Below are 21,143 nucleotides of genomic sequence, written 5' to 3' on the forward strand. Positions count from 1 at the left end.
CTCCGCAGAGCGGTGTCGGCCTCGCTGCTGGCTGCGAACGCTGACCACCCTCTCCGCCGCCTGCGGCCGGCAGCACGCCGTCACCGGCGCGCCCCCCTCCAACTGCGCCGGTGACGGCCCCTCCTCGGGATACTGTGCACACCCTTGACTGGAAGAAACTTCCCGGATATTCGTGATTCCTCGGAAGTTTCCTTCATGAGGGAGGAGCGCACGTGGGGCCATCGAGTTCTTCCAGACCGTCCAGACGTACCGTTCTCGCCGCCACCGCCGGGACCACCGCGGCCCTGACCTTGAGCACCACCTCCGTCCGGGCGGCCGAGGAGAGACCTGACGAATCGTCACTCCGGGCGCTCGTCTCCCGTATGACGCTGGAGGAGAAGGTCGGCCAGCTCTTCGTGATGCGGGTCTACGGGCACTCGGCCACCGCGCCCGACCAGGCCGACATCGACACCAACCTCGAGGAGCTCGGCGTCAGGACGGCCGCCGAGCTGATCGCCAAATACCGCGTCGGCGGGATCATCTACTTCACCTGGGCGCACAACACCCGTGACCCGCACCAGATCGCCGCCCTCTCGAACGGCATCCAGAAGGTCTCCCTCGACCAGCCGCGCGGGCTGCCCGTCCTCATCTCCACCGACCAGGAGTACGGAGCGGTGGCCCGGGTGGGCAAGCCCGCGACGCTGTTCCCGGGCGCGATGGCGCTCGGCGCGGGCGGCTCGCGGGAGGACGCCCGTACGGTGGGGCGCCTCGGCGGCGCCGAGCTGCGCGCCCTCGGCATCCGACAGGACTACTCCCCGGTCGCCGACGTGAACGTCAACCCGGCCAACCCGGTCATCGGCGTACGCTCCTTCGGCGCCGATCCGGACGCCGTGGCCGGGCTGGTGACGGCCGAGGTGAAGGGCTATCAGAGCGTCGGGGTCGCGGCCACGGCGAAGCACTTCCCGGGGCACGGGGACACCGCCGTCGACAGCCACTTCGGCTTCCCCGTCATCACACACAGCCGCGAGCTGTGGTCGTCCCTCGACGCCGTGCCCTTCCGGGCCGCCGTCCGCGCCGGCATCGACTCGGTCATGACCGCCCACATCATGGTTCCGGCCCTCGACCCGTCCGGGGACCCCGCGACGCTCTCCCACCCGATCCTCACCGGCATCCTGCGCGAGGAACTCGGCTACGACGGGCTCGTGGTGACCGACTCGCTCGGCATGGAGGGCGTCCGGACGAAGTACGGCGACGACCGCGTCCCCGTCCTGGCGCTAAAGGCCGGTGTCGACCAGCTCCTCAACCCGCCGTCCATCCACGTGGCCTGGAACGCGGTCCTGAACGCCGTGCACGGCGGCGAGCTCACGGAGGCCCGGCTCGACGAGTCCGTCCTGCGCGTCCTGCGCCTGAAGTCCAAGCTGGGCCTGCTGGAGAATCCGTACGTCAGCGACTCCGGCGTCGACCACACGGTCGGCACCGCCGCGCACCGCAGGGCGGCCGACCGGATCGCCGAGCGCACGACGACACTGCTGGTCAACCAGGAGCGCCTGCTCCCGCTCTCGCGCCGGAGCACCCCGCGCGTCCTCGTCGTCGGCGCCGATCCCGCCTCGCCGTCCGGCACCGACGGACCGCCCACGACCGTCCTCGCGACCGCCCTCACCGAGCTGGGGTTCACGGCGACGGCACTGTCCACCGGAACGGCACCCTCCGCAGCGAGCATCGACAACGCGGTGGCGGCGGCCCGAGGCGTGGACGCGGTCGTCGTCGGCACGTACAACGTGACGGCGACCGGGTCGCAGAAGACCCTCGTCGAGCGGCTCGTCGCGACCGGCGTCCCGGTGGTCGCGATCGCGATCCGCAACCCGTACGACGTGGCTCAACTCCCTGATGTGCGGGCTTACTTGGCGACCTACTCCTGGACGGACGTCGAACTGCGCGCCGCCGCCCGAGTGATCGCGGGCAGCGCGAGGCCCCGCGGGAGGCTGCCGGTGGAGGTGCAGCGGGCGGACGACCCGACGAAGGCGCTGTATCCGATCGGGTACGGATTGACGTACTAGGTCCGGTAAGGGCTGACGTACCACCCCGGCTGGGGGTTTGGCGTACCGGCCCTACGCCGCACACCCGGCGCACCACCCCCAAAGGGCGCAAAGCACCCCGGATGTCTGGCGTGTGCCCGTCGCGACGGGTCACGCTGGACGGGGGTATCGGGGGGAAGCCATGCGAGCCAGCTCGTCGGGTCGGCGTTCCGTTGGGGTGGTGTGCGCGCTGCTGCTGGTCCTCTGCGCGCTCGCGGGGTGCGACCGCTGGTCGGACTCGGGGAGCGCCGAGCCCGGCGCGGGGACGAGGTCGACGCAACCCTCGGGCTACGGGGCGGTGTTCCTCGCGGTCGACGAGTGCAGTTCCTTCGGGACGACCAGCTTCACCGAGGTGCCCTGCAGCAGCGAACGGGCCGCCGCGCGGGTGATCGCCCGTTACGACGGCAAGGTGGCCGACGGGCCGCTGTGCCCTGCGACCACGGACTTCGTGCTGCACATCAGCGAGACCCGGCCCGCCTCCGACGAGAACGGCGACGGGGTCGTCCCCCAGGGTTACGCCTGCATGCGCAAGCTGGAGGCCCCGCACCCCGGCGATCCGGGCGGAGGCGGCGGGCCCCGCACCATCGTCGGCGACTGCGTCTACAACTCCGGTGACGGGCAGGTGCGGGAGACCGCGTGCGACGGCAAGGGCAAGAAGCCCCCGGACTACAAGGTGACCTCGGCGGTCGTCGACCGCGCCGAGTGCCCGTCGTCCACGGCCCTCTACGTCCAACTGGGCGGCAGCAGACCGGTGGGCTGCGCCCGCCCCGTGTAGCCGAGGGACGGACGCAGCCGGTGGATCGTATTGCGGCCGGCGAACCGGGTTACGGTCGCAGCGCGGGCTCGCGCTCGATGTCGCGCCGGTCCAGCTTCGCGTCGAACTTCGCGAGCGGCCTCGCCGCCGACGGGTTCTCCTGGACCGTCGCCGAGGCGACACCCGCCCACTCCAGGATGCGGGCCGTCGCGAGGGCCTTCTCGTCGGGGACGAGGCCCGCGACGTTGGCACCGTGGTTCAGACCGGGGGCGGTGAAGACGTACGAGTCGCGCGCGCCCTTGCCGAGCCGGAAGCGCTCCGCGCCCCAGGGGTCGTTCTGGCCGTAGACGAAGAGCATGTGGTCGGCGTGGTGACGGACCCAGGAGTCCACGTCCGCCATGGCCCACGGCTGGAACCGCATCGGGATCGAGCGCGGCACGAAGTTCCGCGGCGGCTGGTAGCCGTAGCGGATGTACTTCTTCTCGATGGTCGGGAAGTGGATCGTGGGCGCGCCGAGCTGCGTACCCGCCTGGTAGTAGTACGGCGTGTACGTGTTCAGGCCCTGGTCGGTGTAGGCCGAGAAGCCGGAGATGGTGTCGACGGAGTCCCAGATCGCGTCATCGGTGGCGTGGGCGGCGTCGGCCGGGATCGAGGCGCAGTCCGAGAGCAGGCTGTACTGCCAGAAGCCCCACACGTAGTCGAGCACGACCGCCTCGTACGCCTTGTCGAGGCTTCCGATGGTGGTGAAGGTGTAGCCGTTGTCGGCGGCGTACGCCTCGTACTTCTTCTCCAGCGGTGCGCGCCGCACCAGCGCCTCGCGCTGCACGGCGTTCAGCTTGTCGCGGCACTCCTTGGTGCCGACGTTCCTGAAGAAGCGGTCGTACGCCGAGTCCTCGTCGTTCACCACGTCGTTCGGGGCGACGTAGGCGACGACGCCGTCCATGTCGCGCGGGTAGAAGCGCTCGTAGTACGTGGCGGTCATGCCGCCCTTCGAGCCGCCCGTGGAGAGCCACTTCTGGCGGTAGATCGGCTTGAGGGCCTCGAAGATGCGGTGCTGGTCGCTCGCCGCCTGCCAGATGTCGAGCTTCGACCAGTCGGCCGGATCGGGCCGGGACGGGGTGAAGAAGCGGTACTCCATCGAGACCTGGTTGCCGTCCACGATCTGGGTGGGCTCACGGCGGCCCGGGTTCGTGGAGACGTTGTAGCCGCCGGTGTAGAAGACCGTCGGGCGGGAGACGTCCTTGTGCAGCACGGTGATCCGCTGCTGGAACGTGCCCTTGGACGGGTGCCGGTGGTCGATCGGCTGGGTGTAGTTCAGCACGAAGAAGCGGTAACCGGTGTACGGCTTCTCCTCGATCAGGCTCATGCCCGGTATCGCGAGCAGCCTGTCCTTGATGTCGGTGTCCGTGCTTGTGGTGCCTGGTGCCGCCTCCGGCTGGGCGGCGGTGGCCGCCCCGGCCGTGCTCAACGTGCCTATGAGCACCGTGAGCGCCAGCAGCCATCTGAGCGCCTTGCGCATGCACACTCCCCTGTGAAACGGATGTGCGCTGGAAGCTATCGGAGCAACTCACAGGCGCACCAGGGGAGATGGGGAAAACCCTATGGGAAGGCGGTGTCTCGGTCGACTCGGCACTCGGCCGGTTCAGCGCTAGGCCGGCTCAGCAGAGGATCCAGCTCGAGCTCACCGAACCCGAGCCGACCGAGCCCTTGACGCGGACGCAGCGGTGGCCCGCGTGGACGGTCACCGGGCCGGCGTGGTGCGAGAAGCTGCCCTGGTCGACCACGGGTCGGCCGCCGCGCGCCTGCACGCTGACGGACATCGTCCGTTTGCGCGACTGCTGATCCTTCGGGACGGTCATCGCGCAGACATAGCCGTCGCGCTTGTAGATCTGGACGGAGCCGGTCGAGAAGCTGAGCGTTCTGACCTTGCGACCCGAGCAGTACGAGTCGGCGGCCTGCGCGCTGCCCGGACTCATCAACGCCATCAGCCCGGCCGCGGTCAACACCGCAAAGCCCAGCGCCAGGCGCCGGCATATCGCACCACTACGGTCCACTGTCGTCCTCCCCCGGCCATTCAGCGTACTGGTGTACGGACGCAGGACGTACATCGGATGGTTGCCTTCACCCGAGAGAGGTTTTCTTCCGCGTTTGGGGCAACCACACCCCTTTGTTCGGTGTCCAACCGGTCAGAAAACCGAACGAAAGGTACTCATCCATGTCCCGCACGTCACGTTCACGTACGGCCGTCGGCGCGCTCGTCGCCGCGGCGCTCCTCGCCACGGCGGGTGCCTCCGTGCCCGCGTTCGCCGGCTCCAGCGCGCCCCCGCCCGCCCGCAGCGGCGCCAACGGCCCCGCCTACGACCGGGTGGCGAACTTCTACGGCGCCTACATCGACGCGGTCACCGACGAGGGAAGCGGTCACCTCGGCTCCCAGCTGCGCAGCTTCTACCTGACCAAGGATCTCCGCACCCGCCTGGCCAAGTGGGAGAGCCGCGAGCACGCCGACGGGGTGCTGCGCGCGCAGGACGTTCCGCGGGCGTGGAAGGTGACGGCGGGAGACAGCGGCGCGGGCCACACCTGGTCGACGGTCCGCCTCACCTGGGGCTCCGCCCAGCACCCCACGTACACCTATCTGACCGTGCAGTCGGACCTGGCCACGAAGAAGATCTCCGACATCAAGGCGAAGAGCTGAGAACTCAGGCCGATGAGGGAACCGGCTCTTCCTCCTCCGGGGCTCCGACGAACGTCCTCCACAACTCCGCGTAGTGGCCGCCCTGTTGGAGGAGTTCGTCGTGGGTGCCGTCCTCGGCGACGCGGCCGTGGTCCATGACCACGACCCGGTCGGCGCGGGCGGCCGTCGTCAGACGGTGGGCGACGACGAGGGTCGTACGACGGCCGGCGAGGCGGTCGGTGGCCTGGTTGACCAGGGCCTCCGTCGCCAGGTCCAGCGCCGCCGTCGCCTCGTCGAGGAGCAGCACGTCCGGGTCCACGAGTTCGGCGCGGGCCAGCGCGATCAGCTGGCGCTGGCCGGCGGAGAGGTTGCGACCGCGCTCGGCGACCTCGTGGAGGTAGCCGCCGTCGAGCGTGGCGATCATGTCGTGGGCGCCGACCGCGCGGGCCGCGGCCTCCACCTCGGCGTCGGTCGCGTCGGGGCGCCCGTAGGCGATGGCGTCCCGGACGGTCCCCTGGAAGAGGTACGCCTCCTGGGGGACGACGCCGAGCCGGTGCCGGTACGAGGTCAGGTCGAGCGAGCGCAGATCCGTGCCGTCGACCGTCACCCGCCCGCCCGTCGGGTCGTAGAACCGGGCGACCAGCTTCACCAGCGTGGACTTGCCCGCGCCGGTCTCGCCCACGAAGGCGACGGTCTGTCCGGCGGGGATGCTCAGCGAGACGGCGCTGAGCGCCTCCTCGTCGTCACCATAGGCGAAGTCGACGTCCTCGAAGGCGATGTCGCCCCGCAGGGAGAGGACGTCCAGCGGTTCGTCGGCGGCCTTCGTCGAGGTCGGCTCCTGGAGCAGTTCCTGGATGCGGCCCAGCGAGACCGTGGCCTGCTGGTAGCCGTCGAAGACCTGCGAGAGCTGTTGCACGGGCGCGAAGAACAGGTCGATGTAGAGGAGGTAGGCGACCAGCGCGCCCGTCGTGAGGGTGCCTGCGTCCACCCGGTGCGCGCCCACGATCAGCACGGCCGCCGACGCGACCGACGACAGCAGTTGCACGAAGGGGAAGTAGATCGATATCAGCCACTGGCCGCGGGTGCGCGCCCTGCGGTAGCTGTCGCTGCCCTCCGCGAACCGCTGCCTGCCCGAGCGCTCGCGCCGGAACGCCTGCAGGATCAGCAGTCCGGAGACCGACTCCTGGAGGTCGGCGTTGACCGCCGACACCCGTTCGCGGGCGAGTTCGTACGCCTTCACGCTCGCCCGGCGGAAGAAGAACGTGCCGATGACCAGCGGCGGAAGGGTGATGAAGACGACCAGCGCGAGCTGTACGTCGATCACCAGCAGCGCGCCCATGATGCCGAAGAAGGTGACGACCGAGACGAAGGCGGTGACCAGGCCCGTCTGGAGGAACGTCGACAGCGCGTCGACGTCCGTCGTCATCCGGGTCATGATCCGGCCCGTCAGCTCCCGCTCGTAGTAGTCGAGCCCCAGGCGCTGGAGCTGCGCGAAGATCTTCAGGCGGAGGGAGTAGAGGACCCGCTCGCCGGTCCGGCCCGTCATCCGGGTCTCGCCGATCTGCGCGGCCCACTGGATGAGCACGGTGACCAGCGCCAGCGCGGCGGCGGCCCACACCGCGCCGATGGCCATCCGGGTGACGCCCTGGTCGATGCCGTGCCGGATCAGCACCGGCAGCAGCAGACTCATCCCCGCGTCCACGGCCACGAGCCCGAGGCTGACGAGCAGCGGGAGCCCGAAGCCGCGCAGCAGCCTGCGCAGCCCGTACGACTCCTCGGGCCTGACCGCACGCGCCTCGTCGATGCCGGGGGCGTCGGTGGCCGGGGGCAGCGCCTCGACCAGGGTGAGGAGTTCGGGCGTGGCGGGCATGCCGGACAGGGCGTTGTCCTTGGGCTCCCGGTCGCCGGTCCACAGGTGGGGAGTGACCCCGCGCTCGGCGTCGAACTCGGCGTCCAGCTCGTCTCGTACGGAGGTGTCCTCCTGGGGCACGGCGGGCGGGACGTGGCCGGGCGAGACGCCGCCCAGCTCGTCCGGGTCGGTCAGGAGCCGGCGATACAGCGGGGAGCGCTGCTGGAGTTCCTCGTGGGTGCCGATGTCGGCGAGGCGGCCGCCGTCGAGGACGGCGATGCGGTCGGCGAGGTTGAGGGTGGAGCGGCGGTGGGCGATGAGGAGGGTGGTGCGCCCCTCCATGACCCCCTTGAGGGCCTCGTGGATCTCGTGCTCGACGCGGGCGTCCACGGCGGAGGTGGCGTCGTCCAGGACGAGCAGGCGGGGGTCGGTGAGGATGGCGCGGGCGAGGGCGACGCGCTGGCGCTGGCCGCCGGAGAGGGTGAGGCCGTGCTCGCCCACCTTGGTGTCGTAGCCCTCGGGCAGCTCGGCGATGAAACGGTCCGCCTGCGCGGCGCGGGCCGCGGTCTCGATCTCCTCCTGGGTGGCGTCCGGGCGGCCGTAGGCGATGTTGGCGCGCACGGTGTCGGAGAAGAGGAAGGAGTCCTCGGGGACCAGGCCGATCGCGGCGCGCAGCGACTCCTGCGTCAGCTCGCGGACGTCGTGGCCCCCGATGAGGACGGCGCCGTGCGTCACGTCGTAGAAGCGGGGCATCAGGAGCGAGACCGTCGACTTGCCGGAGCCGGAGGAGCCGACCACGGCGAGGGTCTCGCCGGGGCGGATCTCGAAGCTCAGCCCGTCGAGCACCGGCTGCTTTTTCGAGGTGCCCTCGTAGGCGAAGGACACGTCGTCGAACTCGACGGTCGCGGGCGCGTCGGCCGGGAGGGTCTTGGTGCCGTCCTTGATCGACGGCTCGGTGTCGATGAGCTCGAGAACGCGCTCGGCGCCCGCGCGGGCCTGCTGCCCGACGGTGAGGACCACGGCGAGCATCCGTACGGGTCCCACGAGCTGGGAGAGGTACGAGGAGAACGCGACGAAGGTGCCGAGCGTGATCTGGCCCCGTACGGCGAGCCAGCCGCCCAGCGCCAGCATCGCGACCTGGCCGAGGGCGGGCACGGCCTGGAGGGCCGGGGTGTACTTGGCGTTCAGCCGGATGGTGCGCAGCCGCCCCGCGAAGAGCCGCCGCCCGACCTCCCGGAGCTTCCCGGTCTCCTGCTCCTCCTGCCCGAAGCCCTTCACCACGCGTACGCCGCTGACGGCGCCGTCGACCACACCCGCCACGGCGGCGGCCTGCGCCTGCGCGTACCAGGTGGCGGGGTGCAGCTTGGAGCGGCTGCGCTTGGCGACGACCCAGAGGGCGGGTGCGACGGCGAGCGCGACCAGGGTGAGGGGCAGGGACAGCGAGGCCATGATCCCGAGGGAGATCAGGAAGAGCAGCACGTTCCCGATGGTCATCGGGAGCATGAAGAGCAGACCCTGGATCAGCTGGAGGTCGCTGGTGGCTCGGCCGACGACCTGGCCGGTGGACAGCTCGTCCTGGCGTCGTCCGTCGAGCCGGGTGATCGTCCCGTACATCTCGGTCCGCAGGTCGTGCTGGACGTCGAGGGCGAGGCGGCCGCCGTAATAGCGGCGGATGTAGGTGAGGACGTACACGACGACGGCGGCGGCTATGAGCGCACCCGCCCAGGGCGCCATGGACTTGCTGTGGTTCCCGATGACGTCGTCGATGATCACCTTGGTGATCAGCGGGACGACCGCCAGCACCGCCATGCCGCCGAGCGAGGAGCCGAGCGCGAGCAGGACGTACTTCGGGTACCGCCACGCGTACCCCGCGAGCCGCTGCGCCCAGCCGCCCCTGTCCCCTTGCTCGAATGCCACGCCGGTGCCTTCCGTAGATCTCACTCCACCGGAAGACACCAACGCTGAAGCAAGCGGATTTCATCCCTCCGCAATAATCAGCCGTTCACCGTGTGTGGCAGGCGGGCGCTCAGGGAGTACAGGCGGGTGGTCTGGACGGCGTTCTGGTTGTCGTCGCTGACCAGGAGGAGCTGGAGACGGCCGTCCGGGGTGCGGCCGGTGATCGTCAGGCCCTCGATGTTGTCGAGGAGGGGGTTGGGCTGGGGCTGCTTGGCCCGGGCGCCCAGTGAAGGACAGTTCACGAGGTCGGCGAGGAGCGTCTTGCGGGCGAGCCGCACACCTTCCTGGCCGGTCAGGGTGTCGACACGGCGGGTGTCCGTGGCGTGGCGGAGGTCGGCGAGGTAGAGGCGGACGGTGTTGCCGACGCCCGCGGTGAAACCGCGCTCCAGGACGAGGAGGCGGCCGTCGGGGGTGGCCTGCGCCTCGGAGACGCCGAGGCCGGTGTCGGTGCGGTAGCCGTACTGGGCGGAGAGCCGGAAGTCACCCTGGCGGGTCGCGCGGTCCCAGGTCTGGAAGCGCACGATGCCGGCGGTGTCACCGCTCAGTGACCCCTCCATGGCGGCGAGCAGGGTGTGGCCGCCGGGGAGGAGCGTGAGCCCTTCGAAGGTCAGGTTGGAGGTGGCGCGGCCCGCGGGAGCGACCTTGAGCGCGTCCGGTACGGGGAGGCTCCCGACGAGGGTGCCGTCGCCCTCGTAGCGGCGTACGGAGGGCTCGGTCTCGGAGGTGACGAGACGGGTGCCGGTGGGGGTCCCCCCGCTCGAGCGAAGCCGAGAGTGGGGGAGGTCCACGACCAGGCCCTCGGAGTCGAGCGCGGCGCCCTTCTCGTCGACGAGGTTCACGACGCTCGTCGGCTTCAGCGTCTCGCGGTCCAGGGTGAAGAGCGAGGACCGGTCGGAGAGCGCGGCGATCCGGCCGCCGCGGTCGACGGCGAGCGCGGAGAGGTTGCCGACGAAGGCGCCGTCGTACGTCGTCTTGTCGAGCGCGTCGGAGTAGCTCGTGATCGAGACGGCGGGCGAACAGGCGTGGACGCCCGGGGCTTTGCCGCTGTGGGCGTCGGCCGGAGCGGCGGTCACACAGGTGGCCGCCGCCAGGCCGGCGGTGACGGTGGCGAGTACGGATCTCATGCGCATGCCGGTCACCGTAGGACCGCCGGGTGACGCGCGGGAGACCGCCCCGTGAAGCGTCAGCCCGCGGACGGCACCGCCGGGATCGCTTCCTGGGGGTTGGTCGTGGGCACGTAGCGCAGCACGCTCGCGCTGGTCGTGGAGGTGGTCGGCACCAGGTCCTTGTGGATGGCCTTGGCGACGGCCTGGATGGTGTTGACGCCGTACTGCATGGTGCTGTTGTCCTGTGTCAGCACGGTGATCATGTAGTCGTGGCCCGCGCCGTTGAACGTGCCGATGCTGTGCACGCGCCAGCCGTGCGTGGCACGCGACAGCCAGCCGTTCTTGACGTGCACGACGACCGAGGAGGGCGCTCCGGCCGGGGTGCCCCAGCGCTGCGAGGAGATGACCTTGCCCATCAACTTCAGCTCGTAGGCGCGGGAGTTGTCGCTCAGCACGGAGTTCTTGGCGGTGAGCAGCGCGAGCAGCTTCTGCTCGTCCCGGACGGTGATCTGGGTGAGACCCCAGTAGTTGTTGGCGCCCGGCTTGGTCTGGGTCATCCCGGCGGCGGCGAGGAAACCTTTCACCTTGGTCACACCGAGTTGCTTCCACAGCGTGCTGGTGGCGTTGTTGTCCGACTGGGTGATCATGGCCGTGGCGAGGCTCTGCTCACGCGTGGTCAGATACCGGTTGTGCTTCTTGGCGTCCCACAGCAGCGTGGCCAGCACGGTGGCCTTGACGACGCTGGCGGAGTCGTACGCCGTGCTGCTCCGCAGGGTGCAGGTGGTCTTCGTCGAACGGTCGTAGAGACCGACGGCGACGGTGCCGGCGCGGCCCCTGAGCGCCGTGGTGATGTCGTTCTGCAGCTTGGTGGCCAGGCCCGCCTTGTTCGACGTACAGCTGACCTGCGGTGCCGCGGCGGCGGCCGGTGCGGCGGCGGCCGCGAACGGCACGATCACCCCGGCGCCGAGGCCCGCCGCGAGCACACGGGCACGCCGGGATATCCGGTGAGTCATGGAGGTTCCCCATCCCCTTCGACCAATACGAGCGCGCCTGTGGCGCACTCGCCTCTCATGACTCACTTGGGTGGCCGAAAGTTGTACGCGTTTTCTGCGGACGCAGGTTCGGTGTAGCGAGGGGGCCGTCCTGAAGGCACGGAGAGCTGCCGGAGGAGCGGCGGGCGGGCGGCTCTCTTACCCGCATCTCATCCATCCACAGCTCGCCCCCAGACGGAGCACAGCCCGTACCCATCGGCGGTGTGCACGGTGCACTGGTGACATCTGCCACCGACCCACTGCCCCCGGCTCCCGGCCCTTCCGTGGCCCCCGGCGCACCGGCCGCCGAGCCGCCCCAGGAGCCGTCGCCCGCCCCCGCCGCGCCCCGCTGGTCCCTCCCCGCCCTGATCGCGATCATGGCGCTGGCCACGGTGCTCTACTCCTGGAACCTGTCCGGCTCCGGCCTCAACAGCTTCTACAGTTCCGCGATCTACAGCGGAACCCAGAGCTGGAAGGCGTGGTTCTTCGGCTCGCTCGACGCGGGCAACTTCCTGACCGTCGACAAGCCGCCGCTCGCACTCATGGTCATGGGCCTGTCGTGCCGGATCTTCGGCTTCGGCACCTGGCAGATGATGCTGCCGATGATCGTGGCCGCCCTCGGCACGATCTGGATCCTTCACTCCTCCGTGAAGCGGGTGTTCGGCCACGCCGCCGCCGCGCTCGCCGCGCTCGTGCTCGCGCTCACCCCGATCACCGTCGCCATCAACCGCGACAACAACCCCGACACCCTGCTCCTCCTCCTGATGGTGTCGGGCGCGGCCCTCGGACTGCGCGCGACCCGCGACGGCAGGCTGCTGCCGCTGCTCGGCTCGGCGGTCTGCTTCGGGCTCGCCTTCAACACGAAGATGCTCCAGGGCTACATCGCGCTGCCCGCCGTCTTCGCGGTCTATCTGTACGCGTCGCACCTCGGCTGGGCGAAGCGGATCCGCAACCTGCTGCTGGCCACCGTGGCCCTGGCCGTGTCCAGCTTCTGGTGGGCGACGGCCGTCTCGCTCGTGCCCGCCGACGACCGTCCCTACATCGGCGGTTCGACGGACGGCACCGCCTGGAACCTGATCTTCGGCTACAACGGCTTGGGCCGCGTCCTCGGCGGCGAGGGCAACGGCGGTGGCGGAGGTGGCGGCGGCGGCTTCTCCGGTTCCGCGGGCCTCGGCCGGCTGTTCAACGACATCCTGGGCGGCCAGATCTCCTGGCTGATCCCCTTCGCGGGCATCGCCCTCGCCGGTGGCCTCGTGCTGTGCGGGCGCGCCCCGCGCATCGACCCGACTCGTGCGGCGCTGGTGCTGTGGGGCGGCTGGCTGCTGCTGCACTACCTGACGTTCGCCACAGCCGAAGGCACCATGCACCCGTACTACACGACCGCGGTCGCCCCTGGCATCGCGGCCCTGTGCGGTGGCGGCGGCGTCATGCTGTTCCGAGCCTTCCGCGGCGGTGACGTCCGCTGGTCCTGGGTGCTGCCCGCCGGGCTCGCGGTCACCGGCATCTGGGCGGTCGTGCTGTTGCGCCGGGCCACCGACTGGAACACCTGGCTGTGGCCGGCCATCGCGGTGGTCATGGCGCTGGCCGTCGTCGGCCTGTTCGTCTTCCGCTCCGGCAACCGGATACGGCTGCTGGCCGCGTCCCTGGCGGCGGCGGTCGTCGCGGCTCTCGCGGGCCCGGCGGCGTACTCGTTCGCCGTCCCGGCCAGTGCGGGCGGCGCGGGCGGCGGCATGGGCGGCACCAATCCGACCGCCGGACCGTCCACCGGCCAAGGCGGCTTCGGCGGCGGACGGGGTGGCCCCGGCGGCAACGCGGGGGGTCCGGGCGGCGGCGAGATGCCTGGCGGCACCCAGCAGGGCGGCCAAGCGGCCGGCCAGGAGGGCGGCCAGGTGACGCCCGGCGGCGGTGGAACCGGGGAACTGCCCGGCGGCGCCCCGCAGGGCGGCGAGAACGGCGGTTTCCCCGGCGGCGGCACGGGCGGCCAGAACGGCGAGTTCCCGGGCGGCCGGGCCGGTGGCGAGAGCGGTACGGCCCCGGGCGGCACGGGCGGTCAGCGCGGCGGTTTCGGCGGCGGTGGCGGCATGGGCGGCGAGACCAGCAGCGAGCTGATCTCGTACCTGGAGAAGCACCAGGACGGCGCCAAGTGGCTGCTCGCGGTGTCCAATTCGCAGAGCGCCGGACAGCTGATCCTGAGCACCCACAAGCCCGTCATCTCCATGTACGGCTTCACCGGCACCGACAAGGGCATGACGGTCGCCAAGCTCAAGGAGCTGGTGAAGAAGGGCGAGCTTCACTACATCCAGGTCGGCGGCTCGGGCATGGGCGGCGGAATGGGCGGCGACAACAGCACCAGTTCCGCGGTCACCGCCTGGGTGCAGAAGAACGCCACCGCGGTGAAGGAGAGCGCCTACAGCAAGACCTCTTCGTCCGAGTCGAGTTCGGCCACGGGCTCCGAGTCGGAGAACGGCCAGTCGGCCCAGTCGGCCTCGACGCTCTACCGCCTGGACCCGTCCGACGTGAACTGACCAGTCCCCAATCGCCGGAAGGCCCCTGCCCATGCGACCCATGGGCAGGGGCCTTTCGGTGTGTCAGATCGCGCGCACAACAAGCGACTTGCCGGTTTCCGTCACTCGACCGACACGCTCCGTTCATTCCCTGAAACGCATGTCCATGTCACGCTCCGGTTGCCCGCTCATTCAACCCGCGTAGAACGGACGCCCCCACCATGCCCGCCACGCACATACGCCGCTGGAAGACGCTGGCGCTGACCACCTCAGCCGTCCTGGTAGGCCTCACCCTGCCGACGATGACCGCCACTCCCGCGAGCGCCACGACGACCGCGTACGACAGCACGTACTACAAGAACGCGGTCGGCAAGACCGGCAGCAGCCTGAAGTCCTCGCTGCACACGATCATCAGCAGCCAGACCAAGATCTCGTACTCCGCGGTCTGGAACGCGCTCATGGTCACCGACCAGGACCCGAACAACAGCAACAACGTGATCCTGCTGTACAGCGGCACCTCGCGTGCCAAGTCGCTCAACGGCGGAGACGTCGGCGACTGGAACCGCGAGCACGTGTGGGCCAAGTCCCACGGCGATTTCGGCGAGGTGACCGGTCCCGGCACGGACCTGCACCACCTGCGTCCCGCGGACGTCCAGGTCAACAGCATCCGTGGCAACAAGGACTTCGACAACGGCGGCAGCACGGTCAGCGGCGGGGGTGGCAGCCTCACCGACTCCGACTCGTTCGAGCCGCGCGACGCGGACAAGGGCGACGTGGCCCGCATGATCCTCTACATGGCGGTGCGCTACGACGGCGGCGACGGCTTCGCCGACCTGGAGCCCGACGAGAAGGTCAACAACGGCAGCGCGCCGTTCATGGGCAAGCTGTCCGTGCTCAAGGAGTGGAACGACGAGGACCCGCCGAGCGCCTTCGAGGAGAAGCGCAACCAGGTCATCTACGACAGCTACCAGCACAACCGCAACCCGTTCATCGACCACCCGGAGTGGGTCGACGCGATCTGGTAGACGGCCGTGATGGCGGTCGACCGGCTACGGCCCGGGCCACCGGGCCGTAGCTGTCGACCGTGCCGTCAGCTCCCGAGATGCGTCGGCGCGAACATCCGCAGCACCGCCGGGAGCAGCACCACCGACGGGCCGGGGCTCGCGAAGGCCTTCGCCAGGTCCTCCTCCAGTGTCTCGGGGGTCGTACGGACCCCCGGGACGCCGAAGGACTCGGCCAGCGCCACGTAGTCGGGGCGGGTCAGCTCCGTCGCCGTGGCCTGGCCGAAGGCGCCGGTCATGTACTCGCGCAGGATGCCGTAGCCGCCGTCGTCGACGATGAGCCAGGTGACGTTCAGGTCGTACTGCCTCGCGGTGGCGAGTTCGGCGATCGAATACAACGCGCCGCCGTCACCGGAGACCGCGAGGACCGGGCGGGTGGGATCGGCCGCCGCCGCGCCGAGGGCCGCCGGGAAGCCGTAGCCGAGGCCGCCCGCGCCCTGGGCGGAGTGCATGGTGTTCTTTCCGCGCGGGTCGAAGGCGGACCACGCCCAGTACGCCAGGATGGTCATGTCCCAGAAGGACGGGGAGGTGGACGGGAGGGCCCGGCGGACGGACGCCAGCACCCCCTGTTCCAGGGTGAGTTCCTGTGCGGCGATGCGCTCCCCCACCCGGTCGAGCAGCGTGCGGACGCGGTCCGCCGCCGTCGGGTCGGGGCGCTCCTCGACGGTCTCCAGGAGCGCGGAGAGCGCGAGCCTGGCGTCCGCGTGGATACCGATCGCCGGGTGGTTGGACTCCAGTTTGCCGAGGTCGGCCTCGATCTGGACGACCCGGCCGCGGGGCTTGAACGTGTGGTAGTTCGAGGACAGTTCGCCGAGGCCGGAGCCGACGACCAGCAGGACGTCCGCGTCTTCCAGGAAGTCCGTGGTGTGCCGGTCCTCCAGCCAGGACTGGAGCGAGAGCGGGTGGGTCCAGGGGAAGGCGCCCTTGCCGCCGAAGGTGGTGACGACCGGCGCGTTCAGCTTCTCCGCCAGCGCCTTCAGCTTGCCGGACGCGTCCGACCGTACGACCCCGCCGCCCGCGATGATCGCGGGGCGGGCCGCCGAGGACAGCAGGTGGGCGGCCAGCGCCGTCAGTTCGGGGCGCGGGACGACGTCCTCCGGGGTCGCGTCCATCGCCGTGACCTGCGGCAGGTGGGTCTCGGCGAGCAGGACGTCCTGCGGGATCTCCACCCAGACCGGGCCGTGCGGGGCGGTCAGCGCCGACTCCCAGGCCGCCGCGATCGCGGAGGGGATCTGCGACTGCGTACGGACCGTGTGGACGGACTTGACGACACCCCTGAACGACGCCTGCTGGTCGGGGAGTTCGTGCAGATAGCCGTGGCGTCCGCCGCCCAGACCCGCGGTGGGGATCTGGCTGCTGATGGCGAGGACGGGGGCGGAGGCCGCGGCGGCCTCCTGGAGCGCGGCCAGGGAGGTCAGCGCGCCCGGGCCGGTGGAGAGCAGCAGGGGCGCGGCCTCACCCGTGACGCGGCCGTACGCGTCGGCCGCGAACCCCGCGTTGTTCTCCACCCGCAGGCCGATGTACTGCAACGAGGAGCGGCGCAGGGCGTCGAACATGCCGAGCGCGTGCTGGCCGGGCAGGCCGAAGACGGTGGTGGCGCCGAGACCGGAGAGGGTCTCCACGACCAGGTCTCCGCCGTTGCGGCCGGGGGGCGGATTCAGCGCGGCCTCCGTCTGCGCCGCCGACGGACGGAGCACCAGGTCGTGGTCGTGAGTCACTTGTTCCCGGCCTCCTGAGCCCTGGCCGCCGCGATCTGGCGGGACATGATCGTCGTGAGTTCGTACGCCGTGTGGGACGCGGCCACCGCCGTGATCTCGGCGTGGTCGTACGCGGGCGCGACCTCGACCACGTCCGCGGAGACCAGGTTGCAGGAGGACAGTCCGCGCAGGATCTCCAGCAGCTCGCGGGAGGTCATGCCGCCGGCCTCCGGCGTGCCCGTGCCGGGGGCGTGCGCCGGGTCGAGGCAGTCGATGTCGATGGAGATGTACAGCGGGCGGTCGCCGATGCGCTGGCGCAGCTGGTCGGCGACCTCGTCGGCGCCGCGGCGGTAGATGTCCGCCGAGGTGACGATGCCGAAGCCCATCTTCTCGTCGTCGGTGAGGTCCTGCTTGCCGTACAGCGGACCGCGGGTGCCGACGTGGGAGAGGGCCTCCGTGTCCAGGATCCCCTCCTCCACCGCCCGGCGGAACGGGGTGCCGTGCGTGTACTCGGCGCCGAAGTAGGTGTCCCAGGTGTCGAGGTGCGCGTCGAAGTGGAGCAGGGCCACCGGGCCGTGCTTCTTGGCCACGGAGCGCAGGAGCGGGAGCGCGATGGTGTGGTCGCCGCCCAGCGTCATCAGGCGGGCGCCCGTGCCGAGCAGCTCGTCGGCCGCGGCCTCGACCGTCTCCACGGCCTCGTTGATGTTGAACGGGTTCGCCGCGATGTCACCGGCGTCGGCGACCTGGGCGAGGGCGAAGGGGGAGGCGTCCTGCGCCGGGTTGTACGGGCGCAGCAGGCGGGAGGCCTCGCGGATGGCGTTGCCGCCGAAGCGGGCGCCGGGTCGGTAGGAGACCCCGGAGTCGAAGGGCACGCCGACCACGGCGACGTCGGCGCGGCCGACCTCGTCGAGGCGCGGCAGCCGGGCGAAGGTCGCGGGGCCCGCGTACCGCGGGACGCGGGACGAGTCGACGGGGCCGCGTGGCTGGCTGTCGCCTGCTGCCGGGTACTCGGTGCTGCTCATCGTCGGACTCCTCCAGGTGGTACGGGTGATGCGTGGTGCGAGGGGTAAGTGGTGCGTGATGCGGGTGGTGCGTCTTCCAGTGTCGCGGACCCCGCTGACCGGGGTGCCGCCCGGCCCGGTCGCCGTGCGGCGGCCGGGCCGAAGCTCTTCGGGGGCTGGGGTGACGTACGGCGGCTAGGCGACCACGGCCGCCGGCTCGGCCTCGGCCTCGGCATCCGCGCCGCGCCCGGCCAGTCGCTCGCGCCAGGCGGCCAGGACCGCCGGGTCGGTCGCGGGTGTGGCCAGGGAGACGATCACGTACGCGACCAGCGAGGACAGCAGCCCGTAGTAGACGGGCTCGTTCGCAAGGATGCCGTACGTCGCCATCAGTCCGACGACCGCGAGCCCGCCGACGACGACGGAGGCGAGCGCGCCGTGCACGGTCCCGCGCTTCCACAGCAGTCCGCCGAGGATCGGGACGAGCAGACCGCCGACGAGGAGGTTGTACGCGACGGTCAGCGCCTCGACGACGTTGTTGAGGGCGATGGCGGTACAGATCACGGCGATGCCCATGACGAGGATGAAGACCCGGTTCCCCTTGACCTCGTCGTGGTCGTCCCCACGGGGCCGTACGGCTCCGCGCAGCTTGGCCCAGATGTCGTTGTTGGCGACGGTGGCGCAGGCGATGAGGGCGCCGGAGGACGTGGACATCACGGCGGCGAGGGCGGCGGCGAGCACCAGGCCCCGTACGCCGACCGGAAGCTCGTCCTTGACGATGGTCGCGAAGGCGGTGTCGGCGCTGGGCAGCGTCGGGTAGAGCACCTTCGCCGCCGTGCCGATGACGGCGCCGGCGAGGGCGTACACCAGACAGTAGGTGCCGGCGACGGTGCCGCCCCACTTGGCGGTCGTGTCGCTGCGGGCGGTGAACACGCGCTGCCAGATGTCCTGGCCGATGAGCATGCCGAAGGTGTAGATCAGCACGTAGGTGAAGATCGTCTCGCCGCCGATGCCCAGCGGGTCGAAGTACTCCGTGGGCAGCTTGGCCTTCATCTCGCTGAACCCACCGGCCTTGATCACCGCGATGGGGAGCAGGAGCAGCAGCACGCCGACGGTCTTCACGACGAACTGCACCATGTCGGTGAGGGTGATCGACCACATGCCGCCGAGCGTGGAGTACGCGACGACGATCGAGCCGCCGATGATGATCGCGAGCGTCCGGTTCATGTCGAAGAGGACGTCGAAGATGGTGGCGTACGCGATGGTCGAGGTGACCGCGAGCATCAGGGTGTACGCCCACATGACGACACCGGAGATGACGCCGGCCCGGCCGCCGTAGCGGAGGTCGAGCATCTCGGAGACGGTGTAGACCTTCAGGCGGGCGATGCGGGCGGAGAAGAAGACGGAGAGCGCGAGGAGCCCGAGGCCGATGGTGAACACCATCCAGGCGCCGGAGAGCCCGTACTGGTATCCGAGTCCGACGCCGCCGATGGTCGACGCGCCGCCGAGGACGATCGCGGCCATGGTCCCGGAGTACATCGCGGGGCCCAGGCGCCGTCCGGCCACCAGGAACTCACTCTTCGACTTGGCGCGGCGCATGCCCCACCAGCCCATGGCCAGCATGCCGGCCAGATAGACGACGATCACTGTGTAGTCGACGGCCATAGGGGGCCCTCCTTCGCGCACTCGTCGGTGGCGTGTCGTGCAGATGGACGTGGGGACGCGGGCCGGGCGAGCGATACCCGGCCGGGAGTCCGGCAGCTGGTCGCGGGGACATACGCCCGTACCCGCGGCTGCCGACGGCACTGACCTTAGGTGGCCGGAAGATGACTCTGAAGTGTACGTTTCATCCATCGCAGCCGACCCGGATGGAGGGAACGTCCACCGTGCCGGACACATCCGCCGCATCCGTCACATCAGCCCCGCCGGTCCCTCCCACCCCACCGGTGCCGCTGTCCGCCCTCCTGGCCCGGGAGGACCTCGGCCTGCGCCACATCGCGGGCCCCGTTGAACAGGACACGGTGATCCACTGGGCGCACACGTCGGAGATGGCGGACCCGTACCCGTATCTGCTGGGCGGTGAGCTGCTGCTGACCGCCGGGGTGCACATCCCGGAGGCGGCGGGCTCGGGCACCTACTTCGACGACTACGTCTCCCGGATCGTGGCGGCGGGCGGCGCGGCGCTCGGCTTCGGCCTGGCGCCGGTGCACGACACGGTGCCGCGCGCCCTGGTCGCGGCCTGCGACACCTACGGCCTGCCCCTGCTGGAGGTCCCGCCCCAGACCACCTTCTCGGGCGTGGCCCGCGCGGTGTGGCAGCTGATGGCGCAGGCCCGGCTGGCGGAGCTGCGGCGGGTCACGGAGGCCCAGCAGAGCCTGGCGGCGGCCGCCGCGCGCCCGGACCCGGTGGCGGCGGTGCTGCGGCAGCTGGCCCAGCGGGTGGGTGGCTGGGCGGTGCTGTACGGCCCGGAGGGCGCGGAGCTGGCCCGCGCGGGAAGAACACCGCAGGACGGTCCCGTGGTCGCACTCGGCGCCCTGGCCGCCGTCGTACGCCCCGTGCCGACCCGGCCCGGGGTTCCCCAGGGCCCCACTCCACCCCCCACGCCCGCCCCCTCCTCCGCCACCGACACCGTGGGCGGCTCCCACCTGGCCGCGTACGCCCTCGGCGGCGGGCGGGGCTTCGTCCTGGGGGTCGCGGCGCCGCGCCGGGACCCCGGGGACCACACCATCGCCTCCGTCGCGGCCGTCCTCCTCTCCCTCCTCACCGGCGAGCAGCAGAGCGGGAGCGGCTCGGCGCGCTCGGCGGCGCTCGTACGGCTCCTGCTGGGCGCCGCGCCCGAGGACGTGGCCCCACTGCTCGGCGGGGACCGGTGGACCGTCGTGCACGCCCGCCCCGCGGCGGACGGCCCGGCGCCGGACGCCGTCGCCGCGTCCGCGCTGGGGGCGGCCCTGGGCTCCGCGCTCATCGACACCGGGGGGAATGTCGTACGCGTCCTCGTCCCCGGCGACCGCGAGCCGGCCGCGCAGAAGGGCTGGATCTGCGGGGTCAGCGCGGCGGTCGCCCCGCACGAGTGGGCGTCCGCCGACGGGCAGGCGGCCCGCGCCCTGGCCCGCGCCCGGGCGACCCGCGCGCCCCTCGTCCGCCACGGCGAGCGGCCCGCCCTGGCGGACCTCGTGCCGCCGGCCGACGCCGCGGCCCACGCGCGCGCCCTCCTCGCCCCCATCGCCGCCACCCCGGCCCTCACCGAGACCCTCCGCACCTGGCTCTCCCTGCACGGCAGTTGGGACCGCACGGCCGTCGCCCTGTCCGTCCATCGCAACACCGTCCGCCAACGCATCGCACGGTGTGCGGCGTTGCTGGAGGCGGACCTCGACGACGCGGACGTACGGATGGAGTTGTGGTTCGCACTGAGGGAATCCTGAGAACCCCGAGAACACACCCCCTGCGTGACCCACATCCCAC

Annotated in this window: 14 protein-coding genes; 6 read left to right on the top strand and 8 right to left on the bottom strand. The window is 71.1% G+C overall.

The window, feature by feature from the left end; genetic code table 11:
* Positions 1–212: 212 nt before the first annotated feature.
* Together FNV62_RS20400 and FNV62_RS20405 are read left to right on the top strand one after the other, a co-directional pair.
* Positions 213–2,036, top strand: coding sequence for a glycoside hydrolase family 3 protein (locus FNV62_RS20400; protein WP_097284820.1), 1,824 nt, complete (start codon positions 213–215; stop codon positions 2,034–2,036).
* A gap of 160 nt (positions 2,037–2,196) precedes the next feature.
* On the top strand, positions 2,197–2,829 hold the full coding sequence (locus tag FNV62_RS20405; protein ID WP_054230791.1) for a hypothetical protein: 633 nt from the start codon (positions 2,197–2,199) through the stop codon (positions 2,827–2,829).
* 49 nt (positions 2,830–2,878) lie between these two features.
* Here FNV62_RS20405 and FNV62_RS20410 read toward each other — a convergent pair whose 3' ends face one another.
* Both FNV62_RS20410 and FNV62_RS20415 read right to left on the bottom strand, forming a co-directional pair.
* Positions 2,879–4,327, bottom strand: coding sequence for a S28 family serine protease (locus FNV62_RS20410; RefSeq protein WP_143601709.1), 1,449 nt, complete (start codon positions 4,325–4,327; stop codon positions 2,879–2,881).
* Positions 4,328–4,466: 139 nt separating this feature from the next.
* Positions 4,467–4,793 carry a hypothetical protein gene (locus FNV62_RS20415; protein WP_375336841.1) on the bottom strand — a complete coding sequence of 109 codons (327 nt, stop codon included), beginning with the start codon at positions 4,791–4,793 and terminating at the stop codon, positions 4,467–4,469.
* A gap of 230 nt (positions 4,794–5,023) precedes the next feature.
* On the opposite strand from FNV62_RS20415, the gene FNV62_RS20420 reads away from it, so the two are divergent.
* Entirely contained in the window at positions 5,024–5,500 is a 477-nt protein-coding gene (locus tag FNV62_RS20420) for a hypothetical protein (RefSeq protein ID WP_144315491.1), read from the top strand.
* Between the two features lie 4 nt (positions 5,501–5,504).
* Here FNV62_RS20420 and FNV62_RS20425 read toward each other — a convergent pair whose 3' ends face one another.
* From FNV62_RS20425 to FNV62_RS20435, 3 genes are all read right to left on the bottom strand, one after another.
* On the bottom strand, positions 5,505–9,245 hold the full coding sequence (locus tag FNV62_RS20425) for an ABC transporter ATP-binding protein (RefSeq protein ID WP_143613431.1): 3,741 nt from the start codon (positions 9,243–9,245) through the stop codon (positions 5,505–5,507).
* Positions 9,246–9,322: 77 nt separating this feature from the next.
* Positions 9,323–10,414, bottom strand: a complete 1,092-nt coding sequence (locus tag FNV62_RS20430) for an esterase-like activity of phytase family protein (protein ID WP_144315492.1) — start codon at positions 10,412–10,414, stop codon at positions 9,323–9,325.
* Positions 10,415–10,467: 53 nt separating this feature from the next.
* On the bottom strand, positions 10,468–11,403 hold the full coding sequence (locus tag FNV62_RS20435; RefSeq protein WP_144315493.1) for a serine hydrolase: 936 nt from the start codon (positions 11,401–11,403) through the stop codon (positions 10,468–10,470).
* Between the two features lie 257 nt (positions 11,404–11,660).
* Between FNV62_RS20435 and FNV62_RS20440 the strand changes: the two genes are divergently transcribed.
* Together FNV62_RS20440 and FNV62_RS20445 are read left to right on the top strand one after the other, a co-directional pair.
* Positions 11,661–13,946, top strand: coding sequence for an ArnT family glycosyltransferase (locus FNV62_RS20440; protein WP_144315494.1), 2,286 nt, complete (start codon positions 11,661–11,663; stop codon positions 13,944–13,946).
* Positions 13,947–14,146: 200 nt separating this feature from the next.
* Complete coding sequence (locus FNV62_RS20445) at positions 14,147–14,950, top strand: endonuclease I family protein (RefSeq protein WP_060901915.1); 804 nt, start codon at positions 14,147–14,149, stop codon at positions 14,948–14,950.
* Positions 14,951–15,015: 65 nt separating this feature from the next.
* Here FNV62_RS20445 and FNV62_RS20450 read toward each other — a convergent pair whose 3' ends face one another.
* The 3 genes from FNV62_RS20450 to FNV62_RS20460 all read right to left on the bottom strand — a co-directional run bounded on the left by FNV62_RS20450 (position 15,016) and on the right by FNV62_RS20460 (position 19,346).
* The gene (locus tag FNV62_RS20450) at positions 15,016–16,704 is read right to left on the bottom strand and encodes a thiamine pyrophosphate-binding protein (protein WP_097284826.1); all 1,689 of its coding nucleotides are present in this window, start codon (positions 16,702–16,704) and stop codon (positions 15,016–15,018) included.
* Positions 16,701–17,705 carry an agmatinase gene (gene speB / locus FNV62_RS20455; protein WP_060901913.1) on the bottom strand — a complete coding sequence of 335 codons (1,005 nt, stop codon included), beginning with the start codon at positions 17,703–17,705 and terminating at the stop codon, positions 16,701–16,703. The genes FNV62_RS20450 and speB overlap by 4 nt, the downstream gene beginning before the upstream one ends.
* Positions 17,706–17,879: 174 nt before the next feature.
* The gene (locus tag FNV62_RS20460; protein ID WP_097284827.1) at positions 17,880–19,346 is read right to left on the bottom strand and encodes a sodium:solute symporter; all 1,467 of its coding nucleotides are present in this window, start codon (positions 19,344–19,346) and stop codon (positions 17,880–17,882) included.
* A gap of 203 nt (positions 19,347–19,549) precedes the next feature.
* On the opposite strand from FNV62_RS20460, the gene FNV62_RS20465 reads away from it, so the two are divergent.
* Entirely contained in the window at positions 19,550–21,103 is a 1,554-nt protein-coding gene (locus FNV62_RS20465; protein ID WP_144315495.1) for a PucR family transcriptional regulator, read from the top strand.
* Positions 21,104–21,143 lie beyond the last annotated feature (40 nt).

The organism is Streptomyces sp. RLB3-17 (genome assembly GCF_007113425.2).
Taxonomy (GTDB): Bacteria; Actinomycetota; Actinomycetes; order Streptomycetales; family Streptomycetaceae; genus Streptomyces; species Streptomyces mirabilis_D.